This is a genomic window from Pseudomonas sp. ASL4 (assembly GCF_056680395.1).
The window spans coordinates 5811386-5831612 of the sequence record NZ_CM155280.1; the positions used below are offsets into that span (position 1 = coordinate 5811386).

At 57.7% G+C, this 20227-nt stretch carries 19 protein-coding genes, 1 tRNA gene and 1 pseudogene; 7 read left to right on the forward strand and 14 right to left on the reverse strand.

Annotation, left to right across the window (positions count from 1 at the left end):
- The 4 genes from sctI to AC1MEW_RS26580 all read right to left on the reverse strand — a co-directional run bounded on the left by sctI (position 1) and on the right by AC1MEW_RS26580 (position 2754).
- Positions 1-255 (reverse strand): type III secretion system inner rod subunit SctI, encoded by a 255-nt coding sequence (gene sctI / locus AC1MEW_RS26565; RefSeq protein WP_480427354.1) that lies wholly within the window; start codon positions 253-255, stop codon positions 1-3.
- 155 nt (positions 256-410) lie between these two features.
- Positions 411-1358 carry a hypothetical protein gene (locus tag AC1MEW_RS26570; protein ID WP_323571087.1) on the reverse strand — a complete coding sequence of 316 codons (948 nt, stop codon included), beginning with the start codon at positions 1356-1358 and terminating at the stop codon, positions 411-413.
- Positions 1359-1415: 57 nt separating this feature from the next.
- Positions 1416-1742: a type III secretion system major pilin HrpA gene (locus tag AC1MEW_RS26575; protein WP_201257314.1), complete on the reverse strand. Its 327-nt coding sequence runs from the start codon at positions 1740-1742 to the stop codon at positions 1416-1418.
- 28 nt (positions 1743-1770) lie between these two features.
- Complete coding sequence (locus AC1MEW_RS26580) at positions 1771-2754, reverse strand: sigma 54-interacting transcriptional regulator (RefSeq protein WP_201257315.1); 984 nt, start codon at positions 2752-2754, stop codon at positions 1771-1773.
- A 1026-nt stretch (positions 2755-3780) separates the two neighbouring features.
- Between AC1MEW_RS26580 and AC1MEW_RS26585 the strand changes: the two genes are divergently transcribed.
- The 5 genes from AC1MEW_RS26585 to AC1MEW_RS26605 all read left to right on the forward strand — a co-directional run bounded on the left by AC1MEW_RS26585 (position 3781) and on the right by AC1MEW_RS26605 (position 7233).
- On the forward strand, positions 3781-4038 hold the full coding sequence (locus AC1MEW_RS26585; RefSeq protein WP_201257316.1) for a DUF2790 domain-containing protein: 258 nt from the start codon (positions 3781-3783) through the stop codon (positions 4036-4038).
- A 101-nt stretch (positions 4039-4139) separates the two neighbouring features.
- A complete protein-coding gene (locus tag AC1MEW_RS26590; protein ID WP_201257317.1) occupies positions 4140-4811 on the forward strand; it encodes a heavy metal response regulator transcription factor in 672 nt (223 codons plus the stop codon).
- Positions 4808-6211 (forward strand): heavy metal sensor histidine kinase, encoded by a 1404-nt coding sequence (locus tag AC1MEW_RS26595; protein WP_201257318.1) that lies wholly within the window; start codon positions 4808-4810, stop codon positions 6209-6211. The genes AC1MEW_RS26590 and AC1MEW_RS26595 overlap by 4 nt, the downstream gene beginning before the upstream one ends.
- A 129-nt stretch (positions 6212-6340) precedes the next feature.
- Positions 6341-6553, forward strand: coding sequence for a hypothetical protein (locus AC1MEW_RS26600; RefSeq protein WP_201257319.1), 213 nt, complete (start codon positions 6341-6343; stop codon positions 6551-6553).
- A gap of 365 nt (positions 6554-6918) precedes the next feature.
- Entirely contained in the window at positions 6919-7233 is a 315-nt protein-coding gene (locus AC1MEW_RS26605) for a hypothetical protein (protein ID WP_201257321.1), read from the forward strand.
- A gap of 154 nt (positions 7234-7387) precedes the next feature.
- Here the strand turns inward: AC1MEW_RS26605 and AC1MEW_RS26610 are convergent, their stop codons facing one another.
- The 4 genes and pseudogenes from AC1MEW_RS26610 to AC1MEW_RS26625 form a co-directional block, all read right to left on the reverse strand.
- The gene (locus AC1MEW_RS26610) at positions 7388-7750 is read right to left on the reverse strand and encodes a DUF6124 family protein (protein ID WP_201257322.1); all 363 of its coding nucleotides are present in this window, start codon (positions 7748-7750) and stop codon (positions 7388-7390) included.
- 455 nt (positions 7751-8205) lie between these two features.
- Complete coding sequence (locus AC1MEW_RS26615; protein WP_201257323.1) at positions 8206-8703, reverse strand: hypothetical protein; 498 nt, start codon at positions 8701-8703, stop codon at positions 8206-8208.
- A 190-nt stretch (positions 8704-8893) separates the two neighbouring features.
- Positions 8894-10570, reverse strand: a complete 1677-nt coding sequence (locus AC1MEW_RS26620) for a hypothetical protein (RefSeq protein WP_201257324.1) — start codon at positions 10568-10570, stop codon at positions 8894-8896.
- A 329-nt stretch (positions 10571-10899) separates the two neighbouring features.
- Positions 10900-11305 (reverse strand): annotated as a pseudogene (locus AC1MEW_RS26625) (S24 family peptidase); the annotation flags it as partial.
- 33 nt (positions 11306-11338) lie between these two features.
- On the opposite strand from AC1MEW_RS26625, the gene AC1MEW_RS26630 reads away from it, so the two are divergent.
- Positions 11339-11536, forward strand: a complete 198-nt coding sequence (locus AC1MEW_RS26630; RefSeq protein WP_480424218.1) for a tyrosine-type recombinase/integrase — start codon at positions 11339-11341, stop codon at positions 11534-11536.
- 97 nt (positions 11537-11633) lie between these two features.
- Here AC1MEW_RS26630 and AC1MEW_RS26635 read toward each other — a convergent pair.
- Positions 11634-11710, reverse strand: a tRNA-Val gene (locus AC1MEW_RS26635).
- Positions 11711-11893: 183 nt separating this feature from the next.
- Here AC1MEW_RS26635 and AC1MEW_RS26640 point away from each other — a divergent pair.
- Positions 11894-13177, forward strand: a complete 1284-nt coding sequence (locus AC1MEW_RS26640; protein WP_322267915.1) for an NAD(P)/FAD-dependent oxidoreductase — start codon at positions 11894-11896, stop codon at positions 13175-13177.
- A 128-nt stretch (positions 13178-13305) separates the two neighbouring features.
- Here the strand turns inward: AC1MEW_RS26640 and AC1MEW_RS26645 are convergent, their stop codons facing one another.
- The 5 genes from AC1MEW_RS26645 to AC1MEW_RS26665 all read right to left on the reverse strand — a co-directional run bounded on the left by AC1MEW_RS26645 (position 13306) and on the right by AC1MEW_RS26665 (position 19971).
- On the reverse strand, positions 13306-14154 hold the full coding sequence (locus tag AC1MEW_RS26645; RefSeq protein WP_480424221.1) for an oxidoreductase: 849 nt from the start codon (positions 14152-14154) through the stop codon (positions 13306-13308).
- 242 nt (positions 14155-14396) lie between these two features.
- Positions 14397-15368, reverse strand: coding sequence for an XdhC family protein (locus tag AC1MEW_RS26650; RefSeq protein WP_480424223.1), 972 nt, complete (start codon positions 15366-15368; stop codon positions 14397-14399).
- A gap of 1 nt (position 15369) precedes the next feature.
- The gene (locus tag AC1MEW_RS26655; protein ID WP_480424225.1) at positions 15370-16605 is read right to left on the reverse strand and encodes a c-type cytochrome; all 1236 of its coding nucleotides are present in this window, start codon (positions 16603-16605) and stop codon (positions 15370-15372) included.
- Positions 16606-16607: 2 nt separating this feature from the next.
- Positions 16608-17147 carry a (2Fe-2S)-binding protein gene (locus AC1MEW_RS26660; protein WP_123403637.1) on the reverse strand — a complete coding sequence of 180 codons (540 nt, stop codon included), beginning with the start codon at positions 17145-17147 and terminating at the stop codon, positions 16608-16610.
- Complete coding sequence (locus AC1MEW_RS26665; RefSeq protein ID WP_480424227.1) at positions 17140-19971, reverse strand: xanthine dehydrogenase family protein molybdopterin-binding subunit; 2832 nt, start codon at positions 19969-19971, stop codon at positions 17140-17142. The genes AC1MEW_RS26660 and AC1MEW_RS26665 overlap by 8 nt, the downstream gene beginning before the upstream one ends.
- Positions 19972-20227: the final 256 nt, after the last annotated feature.

The window sequence follows — 20227 nt, forward strand, 5'->3', positions numbered from 1 at the left end:
CTACTGCATGTTGGTCAATTTATCGAGCGCCTGGGCGCTCTTGCTCACCACTTTGGTGGTGATTGCCATTTGCAGCGAATACTGGGACAGCGAGCGGCTCATCTTGACCATGTCCATCGGGTCGGCTGAACCGGCGGCCGTTTTCATCGAGCGCAGCGCCTGCTGTGAAAGGTGCTCCTGAGACTGAAAACGCTCGGACAGCGCACTCATCACGCCGTCGGCCATATGTCCGGAAGGCTCATGGTCGGTGCGCATCGCGCCATTGAATAAGTCGACATCCGCCTGCGCAGGTCCGGAAACCAGGCCTGGGTCATGATCGACCGGGACGCCCTTGGGTGCATTGATGGGGGAAAGGCTCACGGGCATGCTCCGGCAGACGGTGTCGAGGGTTCGATGGGTTCACGGCAGAATCAGGAAAGGCCCGCGCTCATCACGTCGTGGATGTTTTGCGCCGCTTCGGCGGCCGAACTTTGCAGGCTGTGCTGCTGCATCTGCGGGCTCAGACTGCTTTGCTGAGGGAGAATGTCTTTGCCACCGGCAATCCCCAGGCCCATTTCCAGACCTTGCTTGAAGATGTCCATCGGGTTGCTGCTGCCCAATAACTGCGACAGATCGTTGGGTTTGCTGCCCGAGGAGAACGAATCGTTGGCCGACGGTTCCTGTTGCAGACTGCCCAAACCGCCATTGCCCTGGGACGATTGCGAGCCCTGCGCACCACTGGCGCCGTCACCTGCACCCATTTGCTGGGAAATCTGCTCCAGCGCCGCACGAAATTTCGAGGTTTCACCCTTATCGAGGAAGTTGTCCTTGCCGCCGCCCTCGTCGAGTTCCTTGCTCCAGGACCCGGAATCCGGCGCGCCGAACTGAGCCTTGTTCTGGTCCATGAAATTGGCGACTTGTTGCAGGATCGGTTTATCGGCCTCGGAGAATGTCGAACCCTCGCCCTTGTCAGTCAGCGCATTGTCCAGGGACGCCTTGCCCAAACCTTGCAGGGTCTGAGACATCAAATCCGGCCCTCCCTGGCCTTTGCCACCAATGCCGGCATCCGCCGAGGCGCCAAAGTTGCTGCCCAGTTTGTCTTTGATCAGATCGCCCAACGCTTTCTTGACGGCGCTCTCTTCACCGCCCTTTCCCCCGGCCAAGGCCATGAACGGGTTCTCTTTTTTAAGTTGTTGTTCAACCATCTTGCCCAACGGCGAATCGGTATTGAGGTGGCCGCCGGACATCAGCGAACTGCTTAACTTGTCGATAACACCTTTCATTGAGTTAGTTGATTCGGATGCAACGGAAGTTACGGACGCCGGAATGACGTCGCCCATCTTCAGAAGCGCACTGGCAGCGGATAGAGGATTTAACATGGAAGAGTCTCGCTAACGATCAAAAGCCCTCTGAACAAACAGAGGGCATAGGGATGATTAATAGCTGATACCTTTGGCACTTTGTGCGACGTTGGAAATTTGCTTGTTGGCCGCATCGGTCTGGGCAGAACTGATGGCCTGCAGCGTGTTGCGCTGTTCCGTCTGCATGGCCGCCTGGCCTTGCATGGTGATATTGCGGGCCGATTGTTCGTCCTGCATTTGCATCATTTTCATTTGTGCGTCGGCTGCTTTACCGCCGCCGGACATATCGGCTGCGGCCGACTGATTTTGTGCATTGCCTTTAACCGAGTTCGCGGTTTCTTTAACTGAGTTGAAACCATTCACCACAGTATTTGCTGCACCACCTACTCCACCAACAGCCATAGTCTTAACTCCACAATGAACACTCGCATCAGTGCGAGATATCCATGAGTGGAGTCGTGGCAGATTTGGGTTCCAATTTTTTTTCCAGTGTTTCGTGTTTCAGGAATATATCCAGCGATTTGATGCGGTGATAAAGCGTACGCCGGGGCACGCCCAACTCCATGCTCACCGCATCGACGGACTGACCGTGGCGCTTGAGGGCCTCCTGGATCAGGATCCGTTCGATGACCCGCATCTGGGCCTTGAGGGTCTGGCTCTCGGGGTCTTCACCGGGACCGCCGCCGAGCAACGGAAAGCCCAGCACGAAACGTTTGGCTGCAGACTTCAATTCTCGAATGTTGCCGGGCCAGGAATGGCTGAGCAGCACCTGGGTCAGCGCCGCGCCGAGGGCTTTATGACCGCGGCCCAAGTCACGGGCGGCGGCAATGGAGAACTGGGAAAACAGCGGAATGATCTGGTCCCGACGCTCGCGCAATGCCGGTAACTGGATGGTCAGGACGTTGAGGCGAAAATACAGGTCGCGACGAAACAGGCCTAGCTCGACCAATTCGTCCAGAGGCCTCTGGGCCGAGGCGATCACGCACAATTCCAGCGGAATGACCGTGGTCGAGCCCAGGCGCTCGATAGCCCGGACCTCCAGCACCCGCAGCAGTTTTGCCTGGAGATTGAGCGGCATGCTGTCGATCTCGTCCAGATACAACGTGCCCCCTTGCGCCGCTTCGATGTAGCCCATCCGCGAACGACTGGCCCCGGTGAACGCGCCACTGACCACACCGAACAACTCACTTTCGGCCAGGGACTCGGGAATCGCCGCACAATTCATCGCCACAAAGCCGCCCTTGCGCTCCGACAGCACGTGAATGCGTTGCGCCAGGGTGTCTTTGCCGGTTCCGGTCTCGCCAGACAGCAGCAGATCGATGCCCAGTGGCGAGGTGCTTTGCGCAATGATTTTTATGTCGGGGAGGTCGTTATCGCAGTCAAGCTCACAATCAAAGTAATCGTACACACTCATCTACGATCTCCAGATCGGTCTACTTCAAGTTATGCCCCCGTCCACAGGCTCTGATCTTTGCCTTTGTAACTACTTGGTGACATAAGGGCTCATGACCCCTGCAGCCTTGCCATGCAGTCAATTATTTCCACGGGCGACACTTCATCCTCGGCACAAGTTGCCGAGCGAAAAAATAAAGCAATTATTCTAATTATTGGACGAGTGCAAACAATTCAGCAAGTTACTGCAGGGCCGCCGCCAGAAGTTGGCGACTTCCATTGAATAAAACGCGATTATCCAACAACCGTTAAAACAGTACTGGCAAGTAGAGATACTCTGGTGAAACCGGTTGCAGACGCACTATCCCGGTCATCGAGCACCATAATGAAGCGCAGGTAAATATCGCAGGCCTGGAAAACCAAGCGAGCTTACTTAAACTTCATTTCAATTATCTGACGGGTCATACCGGGTGGTCCGCCAATGAACATTCTCAACAAACAAGGCCGTCGGCCTCATTGTCGGAATTGAACACGAGGATACATTCGAAGTTATACATGTCAACTGTATTCTCAAAGTCTTACTCCTCTGTACGAGTTGCTTTCTTCCCTGGAGGACTTTCAGCTCAGGGCCGTTTTTATTCTCTCGAAAGAAAGACAAGTATTTCTCGGAAAGTTCCCGATGAATGTTGATTCCGTCAGAGATTGGATTTATCGCTGCGCCATTGTGTGACGCAGCGCACGGCGATCAAGCCCCGGCCTGCCTTCCTTTGGCGACTGATCACCGGCTGACAAAAAACTTTCAGAGCGTTACTCAATTTTTCGATGGAACCGAATGACTCCGGTTGACCACTCAGCGCCGCCACGAACAGCGAAGCCGATCGCCAAATGATCCTCGAAGCCTCCGGCCGCCAGCCGTAAATCCCCATTCGTTTTTGATTACAACTTTGTCATTCAACTGTTGGTCGGCTGTCCAGATCACCTCAGTAACCTGAGCCCACTGACCAGATAACTGGCAGCCACCGCCCCAGACTTTAGAGAGAACCACATCATGAAAATGTTAATCCTCGGTTTCGCCGCCCTCCTCGCTACCGGTTCAGCCTTTGCCGACACTCAGCCGCAGGCGCCGGTGATTCATGACAAGACCGGTTTCTTCGTACACCTGGACGTCGACAAAGTCCTGTCCACCACTGACATCTCGCAAGAGTGCGGCATCATTCCTGCGCGACTCGATTACCTGGACCACAAGGGTCAGGAGCATGTGCTGGATTACCAGGTTGAAGGTTCCGGTTGCACGAATGATCATTGATGATGAGTCGCCAGCCGCGTGTAGCCCGCGTCATCAGCAATTGATCGGGCTACACTGGCTCACGCCCTTCACGGCGCAATGATTTCTTACGGAAACCGACCATGAACATCCTTGTCGTTGAAGACGAGCCCAAGGCAGGCAATTACCTGCTCAACGGCCTGCAGGAACTCGGTTACTCGGTCAGCCTGGCGCGCAATGGCGTGGACGGCCTGCACCTGGCCCTGGAAACCTCGTTCGACGTCATCGTGCTCGATGTCATGATGCCGAAAATGGACGGCTGGGAAGTCCTGCGGCGCTTGCGCAAGGAAGCCGATACGCCGGTGCTGTTCCTCAGTGCTCGCGACGACATCGCCGACCGCATCAAGGGCCTGGAACTGGGCGCCGACGATTACCTGATCAAACCGTTCTCCTTCGCCGAACTGGTGGCGCGCCTGCGCACCCTGACCCGACGCGGCCCGTCCCGGGAAGAAGAGCAGCTACAAATTGCCGACCTGCAAATCGACGTACTCAAACGCCGAGTCACCCGCGCTGGCGTGCGGATCACCCTGACCAACAAAGAATTCGCCCTGCTGCATTTGTTCGCCACGCATCAGGACCAAGTGCTGTCGCGCTCGCTGATTGCCTCGCGGGTGTGGGACATGAACTTCGACAGCGACACCAATGTAGTGGACGTCGCCGTGCGACGGCTGCGATTGAAAGTCGACGACCCATTCCAGCTCAAGTTGATCCACAGCGTGCGTGGTATCGGCTATCGCTTTGATACGCAGCCATGAACAGTCGACCGCATTCCCTGACCCTGCGCCTGGCGTTGCTCTTTGCCCTGCTGGCATTTGCCTCTCTGGCCACGCTGGGCGTGTGTTTGTATCGCGAGTTGGAGCGTGAGTTGATCCGCCGGGACGATGCCGCGCTGGTCAATCGCATTGATCAACTGCGCACCTTCCTTAATGACAGCAACACTCTGGACCTGATCAAGAGCAAACCGGCGCTGTTCCAGAACATGTTGGGCAACCGTGAATCCCTGCTGATGATTGGTGCGCCAGGGCAAAAGCCGTTGCTGGTGGTCAACCCCGGCAACCTCGAGATGCCGACCTTGTCGCCGGTGACAATGGACCATCCGCTGGTCCTCACCGACGTGCAGCACTTTCCCGGCGTGGACGGCGTGCCCTTCGCGGCGCTGGCAGCGACCATCGACTCGGGCGACCTCGGCAGCCTGCAAGTGGTGGCCGGGCGGTTGATGACCGAACGCACCAGCGTGCTCGCCAATTACCGACTGCGCGTTTACATCCTGGCCAGCCTGGCGGCGATCCTGCTGGCGTTGAGCGGTTATCTGCTGCTCTATCGCGGGCTGCTGCCATTGCGGCGGCTGGCCAAACACGCTCAGGGCATCGGCGTCGGCAACCTCACCGAACGCCTCGACAGCCAGGGTGCGCCGCTGGAAGTGCTGCCGATGATCGACGCTTTCAACGGCGTACTCGAGCGCCTCGCCAAAGGTTTCATCCAACTTGGCCAGGTCTCCACCGACATGGCCCACGAACTGCGCACCCCAATCAACAACCTGCTCGGCGAAACCCAAGTCGCCCTCCAGCAAAACCGCAGCGTCGAAGCCTACCAACAACTGCTCGCCTCCAACGTCGAAGAACTCGAACGGCTGGCGCGCATGCTCGACAACATGCTGTTCCTCGCCCGAACCGACCCGGCCAGCGCCCTGCGCCAACGCCAGGAGCTGGACGCCGCGGACGAAGTGGAGCGCATGGCCGATTACTTTGAAGGGCTGGCGGCGGATGTCGGGATCAGCATCAATGCCCACGGCAGCGGCGTGATCTGGGCCGAGCCGATGTTGCTGCGGCGGGCGTTGGCCAACCTGTGCTCGAACGCCATCAAGTATGGTGCGCCGGATTCGGAGCTGGTTGTCAGTGCAACGCCCTCCTCCGATGGGATCAACCTGCGGGTGAGTAACCACGGCGCGACCATAGCGCCAGAGCATCTGCCAAAACTGTTTGATCGGTTTTATCGGGTGGACGAGTCACGGGAACGGTCAGCACAATCGAATGGATTGGGGTTGTCGATTGTGGCGACGATCATGCAGTTACACAGCGGTCGGTATGGCGTCACTAGTGAAAAGGGTGTGACGTGTTTTGAATTGTTTTTTCCGGGGCGGGTGTTAGAGAGGTGAACGTGCTTGTTCGTTGATTTGAGTAACAAGCCGTGACATGACTGGTGACCCGCCAGCTATCTCCCTATCATGCCGCCCACTGGTCCTTGCGTAAGGCGCCAGAGGACAATCATTCAAAAGGGAATAGACGTGAAAGAGTTCGTAATTGGCGTAAACAACGTAGTTCTGTATGTCGCGCTGGCCGTTATCTGGATCATGGCAGTGGTGATGGTGTTCGTTCAGGGCTTCTGGTCCGGGGCAGGCGTTTTCATTGCTGGCACCCTGACGTGGTGCATTGTTTCCGGCTTCTGGTTTGTACAGTCGGCGACTTATGAAGAACTGAAAAAGTTGAACGCCAAGTAAGGCCGACCTCAGTCGCCTTGTTCTACCGCGCGGGTCCGACGCGGAAAAATATCGGACCGTGGTACCTGCCTACACCCCCCGCCTGAAAAATCTGGAGCCGACTCCGGGCTTACCTGCAAAACCTTTAACACGACAACCGACGCTCATGCATGGGCCAAAATTACCGTCTCGTCGCGAAACCACGAAGCTTTCACCTTTATCTGACAAGGGCCCTACAACTGCGCGCCTACCCTAGGCGCCGCCATGGGTTGATATCGAGGAGGGCCAGGCAAAAACAGCCCTGCGGGCAAGGACTTAACGGGTAACGTTGATGTAATCGCAATGATTAAAAACACCTGTGCAATCCAATCAGTCGAGAGCTATCTATGTCCATCGGAGCCGTATCCGCGTCAAACCCAGTGACGATCAACGGGCAAAGTTCTGCCCAAAGTCAGCCTGCGGCGAAAGAAAGCCAGAGCACCGCCCCCGTCGCCACCACGACGAGCAACGTTACGGCAGCCCTGAAAGAAGCTAACGAAACTGCAGCACAAACCGCTCAAGAGGCGGGGCATGGTGATCATCAAGCTCAGCGTTTGATGCAAAAGCACCACCATCAACCTGCGAACACTCCGGCGCCGAAGACGGGCGTTGTGAATGGTAACGGGCAGATCACTGGCGAGATCATCAACACCAAGGCTTAACCCCTCTCGTTGGTGCAGAAGGCTGGTGAGTCCTGCGTGAGCGGGATTTGCCAGTTGCATTTAAATCACAGTGGGGCTGAGGGTTTTGCAGGTAGGCGACAACAGTCAAAATCCTGCAACGAGGGGGCAATCCCCTCGCTACAGCGCCTGGCAACTACCCAGGCTTGTGGTTATCCAGCACTCGATTGACCGCTAACTCACTCAACATGATCGCCTGTTGCAGCAACAGCATTTTGTTGCGCTGCGGCCCGTCCATTAAGCCGGCGATCTCACTCGCCATGTCGCTGGCTGACGCCAACGATTCGCAAGTTTGGACTAGCAGCGTTTCGTCATCTACCGCTGGATCGATGAGGAAGATGATGCCGGGCTTGCGGGGCGGTATCGGCTCTTTCAGCGCCCCGGGGTTGAGGTAGAAATTGAGCGCGCGGTCGGCTGCCTCTTTGAGCTTTTTGGGGTCGAAGGAGGCGTCGTGGGGTACTGGATCTATTTCCGGGGGATTAGGTGTAACTTTGAACATGTCTTAGCTCGCTAAAGTTAGGCTGCAGCCCGTTCGCGACTAAACGAAAGGGAGGCAGCTGTGCACAGGTTAGTCGACCGACGAGCTAAGAAATCGGCGCACTCGAGAGTGCCCTGCACACAGCCACCATCAAATTCAGGATGGGATACCTGATTGATTGGCGCTTATGCGACTTAGCAACGACGGGCGACTAAACCCGACCACTGATGGGCAGTGGCAGGCAAACGATAGAGCCCAGGCACAAGAGGCACAAGCCGGCGGATTCTGGCGCACGCGTAGGTAAAGGCGCAAGGTTTTGTAGCCTTTAGGGCGTTACACGGAGTGTCTTTAAACACGCAACCCGAAATGGTTAAACGCACCTCATAAACTCGAGGAGTTCTCTTATAGCCTTCAAGAGAAACCGCCAGAACGGTGACGTAAATCAGCCGCACGAGCTCTTGAAAATATCGACCTACTTACTTCAACTTACAGGCTTGCATGAACCGATCGGTTTCTCGAGTAGAGCCACTTACCGGCATAGCGCCAGCCCACTTTGATTCGAACTCATTAGATTGAATGCCGAGTTGAACCGATGACTTTGCGTCACGCAGCTCGCTCAAAACCTTCAGAATCTCTTCTCGCTCGTTGGTCGAATACTGAATGTAATCTTCATTTCGCTTTGAGCTCTCTGCTGTGAATTTGTGAATCTCGCCTTGGTCTACCTTGATAAGCAGCTTCCAGCTTGAGCTTTCTCGACCTTCGGGCCACTTGGATTTTTGCAAAAGGGCAATGGACAGATCACTAGCATCACAGTCGAAGGCAAGCGTTTGACCGGGGCTAATGTCGCCAAGTAGCATCGCCTTCTTGCCGCCAGAAAAAATGTCGTCTTGTATCGTGGCAGACCAATAGGCACTCGCAATAGAAGAGAATGTGATGCCTACCAATGCTACCGCTACTGCTATCCCTGCTCTCATGTCGATCCCCTTCGGTAAGATTGACTGAGCCTAGCGGTTCTTTGGGCACCGTGCCATCACGTCAATCGCCATTGTCCAGTCCTGAAACAGGTGTAAACCTTATTCAGGACGGGGCAGATGATGGACACCGCATACTGGCGCGCAGTTGAGGAGCTTCAGAACTCTCCAGGCCATTAGCTGTGCTACAGAGTCAGGCAGCCTCGTACCACCCGTTCAGGGAAAGCGTCGTGCCGTTTGCAATGGCGCTGCTGTTATCGTTCTTGAAAATTCGAACGCTTGATCCACCGGGAATGATTCGTCCCTGAATCGACAGTCCGGAGACCATGTCGCAGCCAGACAATTGGTAAGGGAACGCAGCGCAGCTATACGGCAATACAACGCTTATGTTTCCGGTCGCTGTGCCAACACCACTCGCCCCGATGGTAACCATCAATTGGATGAACACAACTTTTCCAACTCTGCGGAACCGCATGGTTCCCGTTGCATCGGAAAAGCTACCATCTTGCGCGGAGACCGTCGCAGGGAACACAGAGAACTGAGCCGAGTATGCCTGTGAGATTTCGCCTCCTCCTGAGCCACGAATAACCAGAAGCACGTCATCTGTTGGATGAGGAGTTCCGACAAACGGAACACCAGAACTCCTATAGCCGGAGATTCTGACAAAGTTTCCGCCCTGGCTGTTCGTGAAGTCGATCGAGCCATTCACACACCCACCATCCGTCAGGTCGACCATATTGCCTGTCCCACCCATCAGAATCCCCCTGTAATTCGGGTTGACTGAAGCCGCTGCCGCGCCAAGCACACCACTGATTTTGTTCGCCGTACCGTAGTTTTCGAGGCAATACGCACCACGGGGTGCGTAATAGTCGCAGTCGGTGAAAGCGTTTTGGTTGCTGAGGATTTTGAGCGGACAGTGGCCGCCCTCAAAGTGAGAGTTGACGGCCGTGCAACCCGGTGCGCTTGCCAAAATATAAACAGAAGCAGCTGGAGTGTTGCTGGTTGATGAACGGTTCCAAGGATGCAGGTTATTCGCTCTAAAGTTTCTACTCGCAACTAATCCAAACCAGGAGTTATCCGCGGATACGCCGCAGTCCAATAACGTGATGTTGGTCATTGAGGAGTCTGTCGGGCCGTCATACCTCCAGCCGTGGCGGCCAGTGGTATCGATCAGGATGTCTTCGTACGCACTTTCAAAACCAAGCGGACGCTCACCATCGATGATGTCGAAATCGGTGATCAGGCCATGGTAGGCGGACTGCGTGATGGTGATCTGCCGGAGATACTGCTTGGCCCCTTTGAGTGCAAACGTGTGCCCGCTGGTGTTATTGGCGCGGTTGCCGTCGAACTGCATCCCAACAACCGAAACATTGTTCGTATTGATCGTGAAGTTCGAGGAAATGAAATCCAGGTTCAGGCCGTTTTTTGCCTTGAGAATGGTGAAAAACGGCCCTTTACCGATCCAAGACATGTTCGGAATTAGCTCAATGTGTTCGCACACGTAAGTACCGTAGCCCCACGAGATACTCGCCCCCGCGGCAGTCACTGCCACGATTGCCGAGTTCAAGATGTCTTGGGTATTCACTGTGCCATCTCGCTTGAATCCGCACTGTTCTGCACTGACGTTGCCGTCGTGGATCAGCTTCCAGCGGGCGCCATCGTTCGCGACGATGATCATCGGAATCGACTCGGTGCTCGTCGTGTCTGCTTCGTCTACGGCGTACTCACCGTGCCCTCCATCCCCACGAGCTGCATACCCCAGCGTTGCAGCCCTATTGTTCAGGGCCGAGTTCACAGCACGCAGATCGGCAAGGGTGTTGACCCCATTGGTATCAAACTCGGCAACGCTATTTGTCGTGTTTACTGTCATTTGCATGACTCCTTTTCTGTGGGAAAAAGCTTCGCACTTGGCGGGGCTATGTGATTTTGGAGTGGTTCAGTTGCCAACCCTCTGAACCGTTGAGCCCGGGTTCAGCGCTGCCTTTGTGGCGGAACTAAAGGGCTTCGTTTCGAGCCGCTTTATTGAGCGGCTTGGAATACAGAATATGCATTGGCGCATGCACAATCAATGCATATATGCATTTATTTATGCATTACAAATGCGCAAGCGCATGAAAGCCCCGCGGACAAAGGCGTTGGTGGTTTTATGCAGGCGAAAAAAAACCGCCGAGAGGCGGGTTTTAACGGACAGCGGCGAGGTTAGCGGGCGTACATGCCCCACCAGAAGACGTGACCGAGGATGACAATCTGCTCTTCCTGGATTTCCTTGAAGGTGTAGGCCTCGTCCGGACGCTCATCGCGATTGAAGCAGCGCAGACAGATGCCGGTCGGCAGGCGATAAAGCTGTTTCACTCGCAACTGGCCGTTATGGTTGATGGCGTACAAGTCGCCATCGACGATGTCGCCAATCCCGCATTTACCGACATTCACGCCGACCGTCGCGCAGTGCCGGCAACATGCTGTTGCCGCGCGCTGTCACGCATTTGGCCTGGTCGAACTGCACCCGTTTGTGACGCAGACTGCGCTTGCCTAAGCGCAAACTAGAGCGCTCGCTTTCTTCGATGACGAATCTTCCTGATCCTGCAGCCAATTCAACCTCGCGAAGCAAGCCCGGGACGACTCGAAAGCTTATGAGGAGTTGCCGGCCGGCGAACGCCCGACCTTCCACGAGATCCGTGCTTTGGGTGCTTGGCTGTATGAGCATCAGAAATTCCCGCAGGAATACATCCAAGCGCTGATGAGGCATGCGGACGAGAAGATGACGAAGCACAATCAAGAGGGGCACGACGAAAAGAAAATCGAGTACCTGGAGTTGCGCGCCGAATTGGCGTTCTGAGCGAGGATTTTGCAAAAGCTTCACAAATCGCAGACAACAAAAAAGGGCCCACCTTTCGGTGAGCCCTTCTAGACCGCCCAGCAGAGCGGATTTTGTTTGGTAGGCGCGATTGGACTCGAACCAACGACCCCCACCATGTCAAGGTGGTGCTCTAACCAACTGAGCTACGTGCCTGCTGTGAGGCGGCATTCTACGGAATTCCGGAGGGGTGTCAACACCTTTTTTTGAGCTAACCCTATGAATATGCAAAATATTTAATTTTGCCGTCGCGAAGAAGATTTTCCGGTGGCTGGCGGCCGTTTTTTAACTCGGGTAGGATCGACGCACTCGTAAAATATATTAAACAGAGGCAGCAGGATGGCGAACACCCCTTACCCAGAGTCCTATTACGCCGCATCGGCCAATGCGGTTCCGCCGCGCCCTCTTTTGCAGGATGACGTGGAGACTGATGTCTGTGTGATTGGCGCCGGTTACACCGGGTTGTCCTCTGCCCTGTTTCTGCTGGAGAACGGTTTTCGGGTAACGGTGCTGGAGGCGGCCAAGGTCGGGTTTGGGGCGTCGGGGCGCAATGGTGGCCAGATCGTTAACAGCTATAGCCGTGACATTGATGTGATCGAGCGCAGTGTCGGCCCTAAACAAGCTCAGTTGCTGGGGCAGATGGCGTTTGAAGGTGGGCGGATCATTCGTGAGCGGGTCGCCAAATATAATATCCAGTGCGACTTGAAGGACGGCGGTGTGTTCGCCGCCATCACGGCCAAGCAGATGGGTCATCTGGAATCCCAGAAGCGTTTGTGGGAGCGCTTCGGTCACTCGCAGCTTGAGTTGCTGGACCAAAAGCGCATCCGTGAAGTGGTGGGCTGCGACCAGTATGTCGGCGGCATGCTCGACATGAGCGGCGGGCACATTCATCCGTTGAACCTGGCGCTCGGTGAAGCAGCCGCTGTCGAGTCGCTGGGCGGCACTATTTATGAACAGTCTCCGGCGGTGCGCATCGAGCGCGGTGCGAACCCGGTGGTGCATACGCCACAGGGTAAGGTCAGGGCCAAGTTCATTATCGTGGCGGGCAATGCTTACCTCGGTAATCTGGTGCCGGAGTTGGCCGCGAAGTCGATGCCGTGCGGGACTCAGGTGATTACCACTGAACCGCTGGGCGATGCGCTGGCCAAAAGCTTGTTGCCACAGGATTACTGCGTCGAAGACTGCAACTACCTGCTCGATTATTACCGTCTGACCGGCGACAAGCGTTTGGTTTTCGGTGGGGGCGTGGTGTATGGCGCGCGGGATCCGGCAAATATTGAAGCGATTATTCGGCCGAAGATGCTTAAGGCTTTTCCGCAGCTTAAGGACGTGAAAATTGATTACGCCTGGACCGGAAACTTCCTGCTGACGCTGTCGCGTCTTCCGCAGGTTGGGCGGCTGGGGGATAACATTTATTACTCTCAGGGTTGCAGTGGGCATGGTGTGACTTACACGCATTTGGCGGGCAAGGTGTTGGCCGAGGCGTTGCGCGGCCAGGCCGAGCGGTTTGATGCGTTTGCGGATTTGCCGCACTACCCGTTTCCGGGTGGGCAACTGCTGCGCACACCGTTTGCGGCGTTGGGTGCGTGGTATTACGGGTTGCGGGACAAGTTTGGATACTAAGCAACACCACTATCCCATGTGGGAGCGGGCTTGCTTGCGAAAGCGGTGTGTCAGTCAATAAAGATTTCGACTGATACGACGCCTTCGCGAGCAAGCCCGCTCCCACATTGGGTTCTGCGTATAGACGATTAGCTCGGGAAATCAGCGCCTTCGCTGACACTCGCCCAACTTTCAAAGTCCTTACGCAGGGCTTCGATCTTGCCGCGTCCACCGGCCAGTGCCGCTTTGCCCAATAACAGACGCAATGGCGGGTTCTCGGCCTCGACCGCATTGACGATCGCCACCGCTGCCCGCACCGGGTCGCCCGGTTGCTTGCCGTTGTAGCCGCGGATCATGTCGAGGCGTTTGCCAGCCGTTTCACGGTAGTCGTCGATGGTCTGGCTCGCTTCGTTGGCCGAGCGCCCCGCCCAATCGGTGCGGAAACCGCTTGGCTCGACGATCAGGACTTTGATGCCCAGCGGTGCGACTTCCTGGGCCAGGGATTCAGAAATGCCTTCCACCGCAAACTTGGTCGCGTGGTAAAAACTCACCGCCGGAAACGCTACGATGCCGCCGACGGAAGAGATGTTCACCACCGAGCCGCTGCGCTGCTGGCGCATGCCTGGCAGCACTGCGCGGGTCATCTCGACGAGGCCCCAGACGTTGATGTCCATCATCTTGCGCACTTCACCCAGATCGCTTTCTTCGAAGGAGCCGAAGTAGCCGATCCCTGCGTTGTTCACCAACACATCGATACGGCCGAAACGCGCTTGTGCGGCCTCAACGGCAGCGTTGATCTGTGCCGGGTCGGTGACGTCCAGCTTCAAGACCAGTGCGATGTCTTCGTGCCCTTTGACGATGTCTTCGACCTGCGCCGGGTTACGCGCCGTGACCACGGTCGGGTAGCCGAGGCTGAGGGTGTGCAAGGCCAGTTGCCGGCCGAAACCTGTTGAACAGCCGGTGATGAACCAGACCGGTTTGGATGTCGATGCAGTCATGCGGATCTTCCTCCAGGTAGCTGCCCGCAGGTGCGAGCCATGGCACTGAGTATGGACACGTCTGGCTTTGCGCCGAGGCTTTTATTGATTTCTTGAAGGGAGATGCTGCAAACAATTACCCACCAACAACACACAACCCCAGTGGGAGCGAGCTTGCTCGCGAAGGCGGCGTGTCAGGCAACATTGATGTTGAATGTACGGACGCCATCGCGAGCAAGCTCGCTCCCACAGGGGAATGGGGGTTACAGGCGATCCCGGGGGATGCCGCTGCGGATTCGCAGGATGTCGGCGAGTACTGCCAGGGCGATTTCTGCGGGCGTCTTGCTGCCCAGGTTCAGGCCAATCGGGGCATGAATTCTTGCGAGTTCAACATCCCCCAACCCACCAATCCTGCGCAACCGCTCAAAGCGCTTTTGCGACGTCTGCATCGAGCCCATCACACCGATGTAGAACGCATCGGTGCGCACCGCTTCCATCATCGCCAGGTCATCGATGCGCGGGTCATGGGTCAACGCCACCACTGCCGTGTCACTGTGGCAGCCGCCGTCGGCGATGAACACCGATGGCAGTTGGCGGCGAATCTCGACGTTGTTCAGCACCACGCCTTCAAGCACTTCGTCTCGCGGGTCGCAAAGAATCACCTCGAAACCCAGGCCCACGGCAAACTCTGCACAGGCCTGGGCGACGCTGGAATACCCCGCCAACAGCAACCGCTGAGCCGCGCCAACTCGCACGCGTACCCGGTCGATCTCTCGCTCGATGCGCGCGCCCTGCTCGCTGTCCGCGAACACACTGCGCGCGCCACTGGCCAGATCGACCTCGCGAATCAACCGGCGCTGGCCCAGCAATGCCGACTCCAGCTCGCGCAGATGTGCCTGAACCTCACAATCAGATTCAAGCTTCTCCACCAGCACATCGAGCACGCCACCACAGGGCAGACTGACCCGAGAGCGCGGATCATCGCCTTCGCCGTAACGGACCACGTTGACGGCCTCAAAAAACGCGCCCTCGGCGACGCGTTCGAGGAAGTCTTCCTCAACACAACCGCCCGACAGCGAGCCGATCCAGTGACCGTCCGCGTTCACCGCCAGCAACGAGCCCGGCGCACGTGGCGCCGAGCCATAGGTGGCGAGCACCGTGCACAGCCACACGCACTGGCCGGCCGTCGACCATTCCAGCGCCCGGCGCACCACTTGCAGATCGAGATGCTGCATGTCAGTGCGCCTTGTGCTCGGCGGTTGGTGCATCGGCCTGAAGCTTCTGCACATCGCTGACCGCCAGCTCACTCGACTGACCGCCCCAACCTTGACGCAAGTAGTTCAGCAGATCGGTCAGTTGCTCGTGACTGAGTTTGTCGGCGAAGCCCGGCATCGGTTGCATGCGTTCGAACCCGGCGAATTTCTGCTCGCCGATGCCGTCCTCGATCACCCGCAACAGGTTGCGCAGATCTTCCAGGCGCAATGTGGTGTTGCCGCGCATGGCCACCGCGATGTGCGGCTTGCCCTCGCCGTTCGGTGCGTGGCAACCGGCACAGACGTTCAGGTAATCCTGACGACCGCGCTGGGCGCTTGGGCCCATTTTGTCCAGCGGCACTTCGGTCAGCACTTTCGCTGCGGGCGGTTGATCGCCAAGCAGGAACGTCGCCATCGCCGCCAAGTCCGGATCATTGAGGCCTTGGGTGCTGTTGTGGAACACCGGGAACATCTCGTTGAACATCGTGCCCTGGGCGCTCATGCCGTGCTTGAGGAACGAGCTCAGGTCCTGATGATTCCAGCCGCGTGCGGCCAGGTCATTGGCCAACAGGCTTGGCGCCAGATAGCCATTGAGCAGGCCGCCAGTCAGGCGTTTGTCCTGCTGCATCGCACCGGGCAAACCGCGCGGGGTGTGGCATTCGCCGCAGTGCCCGAGCACGTCGACCATGTACTGGCCGCGCTTGAAGGCTTCGCTTTTGCCCTCGGTCGGCGCCAGTTTCACGTCCTTGCCGTAGAGCATGTTCCAGCCCATCAGGCCCAGACGCACGTTGAACGGGAAGCTCAGGCTGGTGACCGGCGCCGCACGTTCGATCGGCTCGACGGTTTTCAGATACGCGTGAATCGCGTCCGAGTCTTCACGCGGCATCAGGTGATACGACGTGTAAGGCATCGCCGGATACAGGTTCGCGCCATCCCGGCGTTTGCCTTCGGTGAGCGCCGCGAAGAACTCATCATCGTTGTACAGACCGATGCCGTGCTCTTTGCTCGGGGTGATGTTGGTGCCGTAGATCGTGCCGAACGGCGAGATGATCGGCAGACCGCCGGCAAACGGCGCGCCACCCGGTGCGGTGTGGCAGGCCATGCAATCGGCAGCGCGGGCAAGGTATTCGCCGCGCTTGATCTGATCGTCCGCGTGGGCCAGTAACACCGGCGCAGCCAGACCAACCGCCAACGCCAGTCGGGAAAGTAGATGCTTCATGCTTAACCCTCCTTGACCAGGCCGAGATCGGTCAGCACGTTACGGGTCGCGCTGTAGTAACGCACGTAGCCAGTGCAGCGGCAGATGTGGTGACCGAGGCTGTCCTCGATGACTTTTTCCAGCTGACTTTTAACGATCGGCTGACGCTGGAGTTTTTCCACCAACACCGTCGCCGCATTCACAAACCCCGGCGCGCAGTAACTGCACTGGAAGGCGAATTCATCGACGAAACGCTGCTGGATCGGGTTCAGCTCGGTGACCTTGCCCTGCTCATCGCGGGTCGCGTGACCTTCGATGGTCCGCACTTTTTTGCCTTCGAAGTAATGCGCGCCGGTGATGCAGGTGCGCACTTCTTCGCTGGTGCCGTCCGGGTTGTCGACGATCACCACGCAGGCATGGCAGATGCCCTGGCCGCAGCCCAGACGCGAACCGGTGAGGTTTTTGTATTCGTGCAAGTAGTCGATCATCGGCAGGTCATCAGGGATGTCCACCGGGCCGACGGATTGACCGTTGAGGGTCAGTTGAAACGGACGGTTAGCCATTGAGGGCCTCCTTGATGCGCGCAGAAGTGATAGGCAGGTCGCGGACACGTTTGCCGATGGCGTGAGCCACGGCGTTACCGATGGCGCCGACGATCGGGATCATCACCACTTCGGCAATGCCCTTGGACGGGTCGCTCGGCGACAGCGGCGGCAGGATCTCCGCCGTCTGGTTCCAGACCGCAACGTGCCGGGCCATTGGCAGGCGGTAACGGTTGAAGTTCCAGTCACCCTCCCCCGGCCCGCCTTCGTACAGCGGCATCTCTTCCATCAATGCATGGCCGATGCCCATGGCGATCCCGCCTTCGAGCTGCCCCCTGACCAGTTCTTCCACCAGCACCCGACCGCACTCGACCCACGAGTGATGGTTGAGCACTTGCACTTCGGCCGAACCCTTGTTCACTTTCAATTCCACCAGCGTCGCGACCGGGCTGTAGTAAGTCACCGCCGCGTTGTTCAACTGGGTGTCCGGGTAGTGCACGTTCTGGCGATCCAGCAGATGGAAACCGTTGCTGGTCATCTGTGCTTTCTTCGCGTTCGGTGCCCCGTCGCCGTACTTCACGGCTAGACCGTCGAGCGGCAGGCGTTCACGGACGCCGTCGATGCTGAAATCGGACTCGGCCCAGCTCCAGCGGTTGAAGCCGTGCACGGTCGCGCCGGTCACCAAGCCTTTTTCGTGGGCGTGTTTCGCCAGTTGCTCAAAGCTCAGCGGCTGCATGCCGTTGGCAGTGAGTTTGCCGTCGACCCAATGCGCATCTTCGCGACGCACCACGTACGGGTTGGCTTGGCCGCCGTATGGGCCTTGGCCCCAGATCTGCAGCGCCGCCGGCCACAAACCGTGGTTGAACAGCACGCGGGACGCTTCACGGGTAGCGTGGCTGAAGTAGTACGCGGAGTTAGTCGCCGACGAGGCCGACGCAAGTTTGCCAACCCAGCGTGGGTTACGCAGAAAACCGTCCTGTTCAGCCTGGCTCATGATGTACGGGTTGCCGCCGCTGATCAGCTGCAACTCTTTCCATTCGGTTTCGCCGGTCTTCACTTCCGTGGCCGGGATGCCGATGAAATCCGCCACCACCAAGGCTTGCGAGGTGGACATGCCGGTGCCGATTTCGATACCGATGTGGCGCAGGGTCACGTGCCCTTCAGCCGTGAATTCGATGCTGGCCATCGGCGCTTCGGAACCGGTGCCGAAGTCTTTCTGGCAGATGGCGAAACCGACGCCGTACCAGTTGTCCGGGTCGGCGGCTTCGCGCTTCATCTTGATCAGATCGCGGTTTTTCCAGACTTCGTGGGCAGCAGCCTTGTCGAGAATTTCATGCAGGCGCAAGGCACCGGCAGGCACTGCGCCCTGGGTGTTTTTCATGCCCGAGAGCATGGCGTTTTTCTTGCGCAGATCGATGGCGTCGATGCCGAGGCGACCGGCAATTTCGTCAACCATCATCTCGGTCGACGCCATGCTTTGCAGGGTTCCGTAACCGCGCATCGAGCCCGCTTCAACACCGCGAGAATGATAGGCCGTGACCTGCAAATCGTTCTGCGGCATGTAGTAGATCGACTGCGCCGCCGTGGCGCCAACCGCCGCCACTGAAGGGCTGTAGTTGATCCGCCCGCCGCCATCGACGTTCATCTCGGCGCGGAAAATCTTGAAGCTGTGATCGGTCTTGTCCACGGCCAATTGGTAGCGGATGTCGAACGGGTGACGCTTGATCCCGCTCTGGAACTGCTCGTAGCGGTCGTTCGCCAGACGCACCGGCACACCAGCACCGTACAACGCGGCGAGGGCTGCGTAGTAGACGAAGATGTTATGGTCCTTGGAACCGTAACCGACGGTGTAACCGGGGTGCATGTTCAGATTCGCCAGGCCGAAGCGCGACGGCGCGATCATCTTCGCGGTCTCAGTCGCCGCTTCCAGCGGGCACTGGGTCGCAACGACAAAGTGCAGGGTCTTGGTCGCCGGGTCGTACCAGCCGTTGCCGTTGTCCGGCTCCATCGCAGCCGGTTCAATCGACGGGGTTTTGTAGCGCTCGTCGAACACCAGCCAGTTGTCTGGCGGCGATTCGATCTGCTGTTTCATCCGGTCGGCGTAGAACAAACCGCGCTCGGTTAGGTTGCCGTGCAGGTCCGGCTGGGAATTCCACACCGGACGACGGTTTTTCAGCATCGGGAACAGGATCGAATCCTTGAGGCTGGCGAATTCATCTTCGTCCGCCGAGGTCGCGCCGCCAACGCGTACGTAGCGGAAGCTGCCGTAGGGATCACAGTCGTAGAACGGCACCTGGGCGCCGTAGCGGATGGCTTTGTCATTGAACTTGAGTTTGGCCTTGGCCTGGCGGAAACGCTCGAAGTCGTTCCAGATCAGGATCGCCACCGGGTGACCGATGAACATCGGCACCTTGCCTTCCGGCAGCAGCGGATCGGGCGCGTGATCTTCCGGGAAGACGATGCCGTCCTTGTCCAGGTCGGCGGCGGTGACGATGCGGTCGGGCTGCAAATCGGCGCCGAGCCACGACAGGTCGTAACCCGCGTAGATGCGGTCGGCCTTGGTGATTTTCAGCAACATGGCGTGGCCCTGCTGCTGCGGCCAGCCCGGCATGTCCTTGGCACGAATGTCGCGGGCAAAGACTTTGCTGCCGCAGACCTTGGACAAGGCATCGTTACGCGAGCGCGCCTTGCCGTTGTTGCCGAGCCATTGCTCGGACGGCACGGTTACGCTGTTTTCCATCAAGGCCGCCAGCGCCTGGGTGCTGAGCGGTGTAAGCGTCACGCTCACACCCGCCACCAGCCCGCCCTGAAGGAACGAGCGCCGGGAAATATCACGGTTGGACATGGATCATCCTCTGGGCGGTTATGGGTCCGCCCTTCTGGTTATGTTCTGGGAATCTCGAGTCTTGCAGAAGCGCTTTTGGACAAAGCAAAAGGCTGTATTTGACAGTGCAAAGCTGACCGAAAGGTTAACTTTATAGGTTTCTGCGCTGGCGGCAAACAACCTGTTACAAAAAACTGACCAAAGAATCAAAGTGTAGCCGCTTTGCGCAGCAACACATCGATGAAAAATGCTGATCGTTTGTAGGAGCGAGGCTTGC

What these genes read in the sequence shown, in the direction of transcription:
- sctI (WP_480427354.1), bottom strand. Translation starts at nt 255, where the DNA reads ATGCGCACCGACCATGAGCCTTCCGGACATATGGCCGACGGCGTGATG.
- AC1MEW_RS26570 (WP_323571087.1), bottom strand. Translation starts at nt 1,358, where the DNA reads ATGTTAAATCCTCTATCCGCTGCCAGTGCGCTTCTGAAGATGGGCGAC.
- AC1MEW_RS26575 (WP_201257314.1), bottom strand. Translation starts at nt 1,742, where the DNA reads ATGGCTGTTGGTGGAGTAGGTGGTGCAGCAAATACTGTGGTGAATGGT.
- AC1MEW_RS26580 (WP_201257315.1), bottom strand. Translation starts at nt 2,754, where the DNA reads ATGAGTGTGTACGATTACTTTGATTGTGAGCTTGACTGCGATAACGAC.
- AC1MEW_RS26585 (WP_201257316.1), top strand. Translation starts at nt 3,781, where the DNA reads ATGAAAATGTTAATCCTCGGTTTCGCCGCCCTCCTCGCTACCGGTTCA.
- AC1MEW_RS26590 (WP_201257317.1), top strand. Translation starts at nt 4,140, where the DNA reads ATGAACATCCTTGTCGTTGAAGACGAGCCCAAGGCAGGCAATTACCTG.
- AC1MEW_RS26595 (WP_201257318.1), top strand. Translation starts at nt 4,808, where the DNA reads ATGAACAGTCGACCGCATTCCCTGACCCTGCGCCTGGCGTTGCTCTTT.
- AC1MEW_RS26605 (WP_201257321.1), top strand. Translation starts at nt 6,919, where the DNA reads ATGTCCATCGGAGCCGTATCCGCGTCAAACCCAGTGACGATCAACGGG.
- AC1MEW_RS26610 (WP_201257322.1), bottom strand. Translation starts at nt 7,750, where the DNA reads ATGTTCAAAGTTACACCTAATCCCCCGGAAATAGATCCAGTACCCCAC.
- AC1MEW_RS26615 (WP_201257323.1), bottom strand. Translation starts at nt 8,703, where the DNA reads ATGAGAGCAGGGATAGCAGTAGCGGTAGCATTGGTAGGCATCACATTC.
- AC1MEW_RS26620 (WP_201257324.1), bottom strand. Translation starts at nt 10,570, where the DNA reads ATGACAGTAAACACGACAAATAGCGTTGCCGAGTTTGATACCAATGGG.
- AC1MEW_RS26640 (WP_322267915.1), top strand. Translation starts at nt 11,894, where the DNA reads ATGGCGAACACCCCTTACCCAGAGTCCTATTACGCCGCATCGGCCAAT.
- AC1MEW_RS26645 (WP_480424221.1), bottom strand. Translation starts at nt 14,154, where the DNA reads ATGACTGCATCGACATCCAAACCGGTCTGGTTCATCACCGGCTGTTCA.
- AC1MEW_RS26650 (WP_480424223.1), bottom strand. Translation starts at nt 15,368, where the DNA reads ATGCAGCATCTCGATCTGCAAGTGGTGCGCCGGGCGCTGGAATGGTCG.
- AC1MEW_RS26655 (WP_480424225.1), bottom strand. Translation starts at nt 16,605, where the DNA reads ATGAAGCATCTACTTTCCCGACTGGCGTTGGCGGTTGGTCTGGCTGCG.
- AC1MEW_RS26660 (WP_123403637.1), bottom strand. Translation starts at nt 17,147, where the DNA reads ATGGCTAACCGTCCGTTTCAACTGACCCTCAACGGTCAATCCGTCGGC.
- AC1MEW_RS26665 (WP_480424227.1), bottom strand. Translation starts at nt 19,971, where the DNA reads ATGTCCAACCGTGATATTTCCCGGCGCTCGTTCCTTCAGGGCGGGCTG.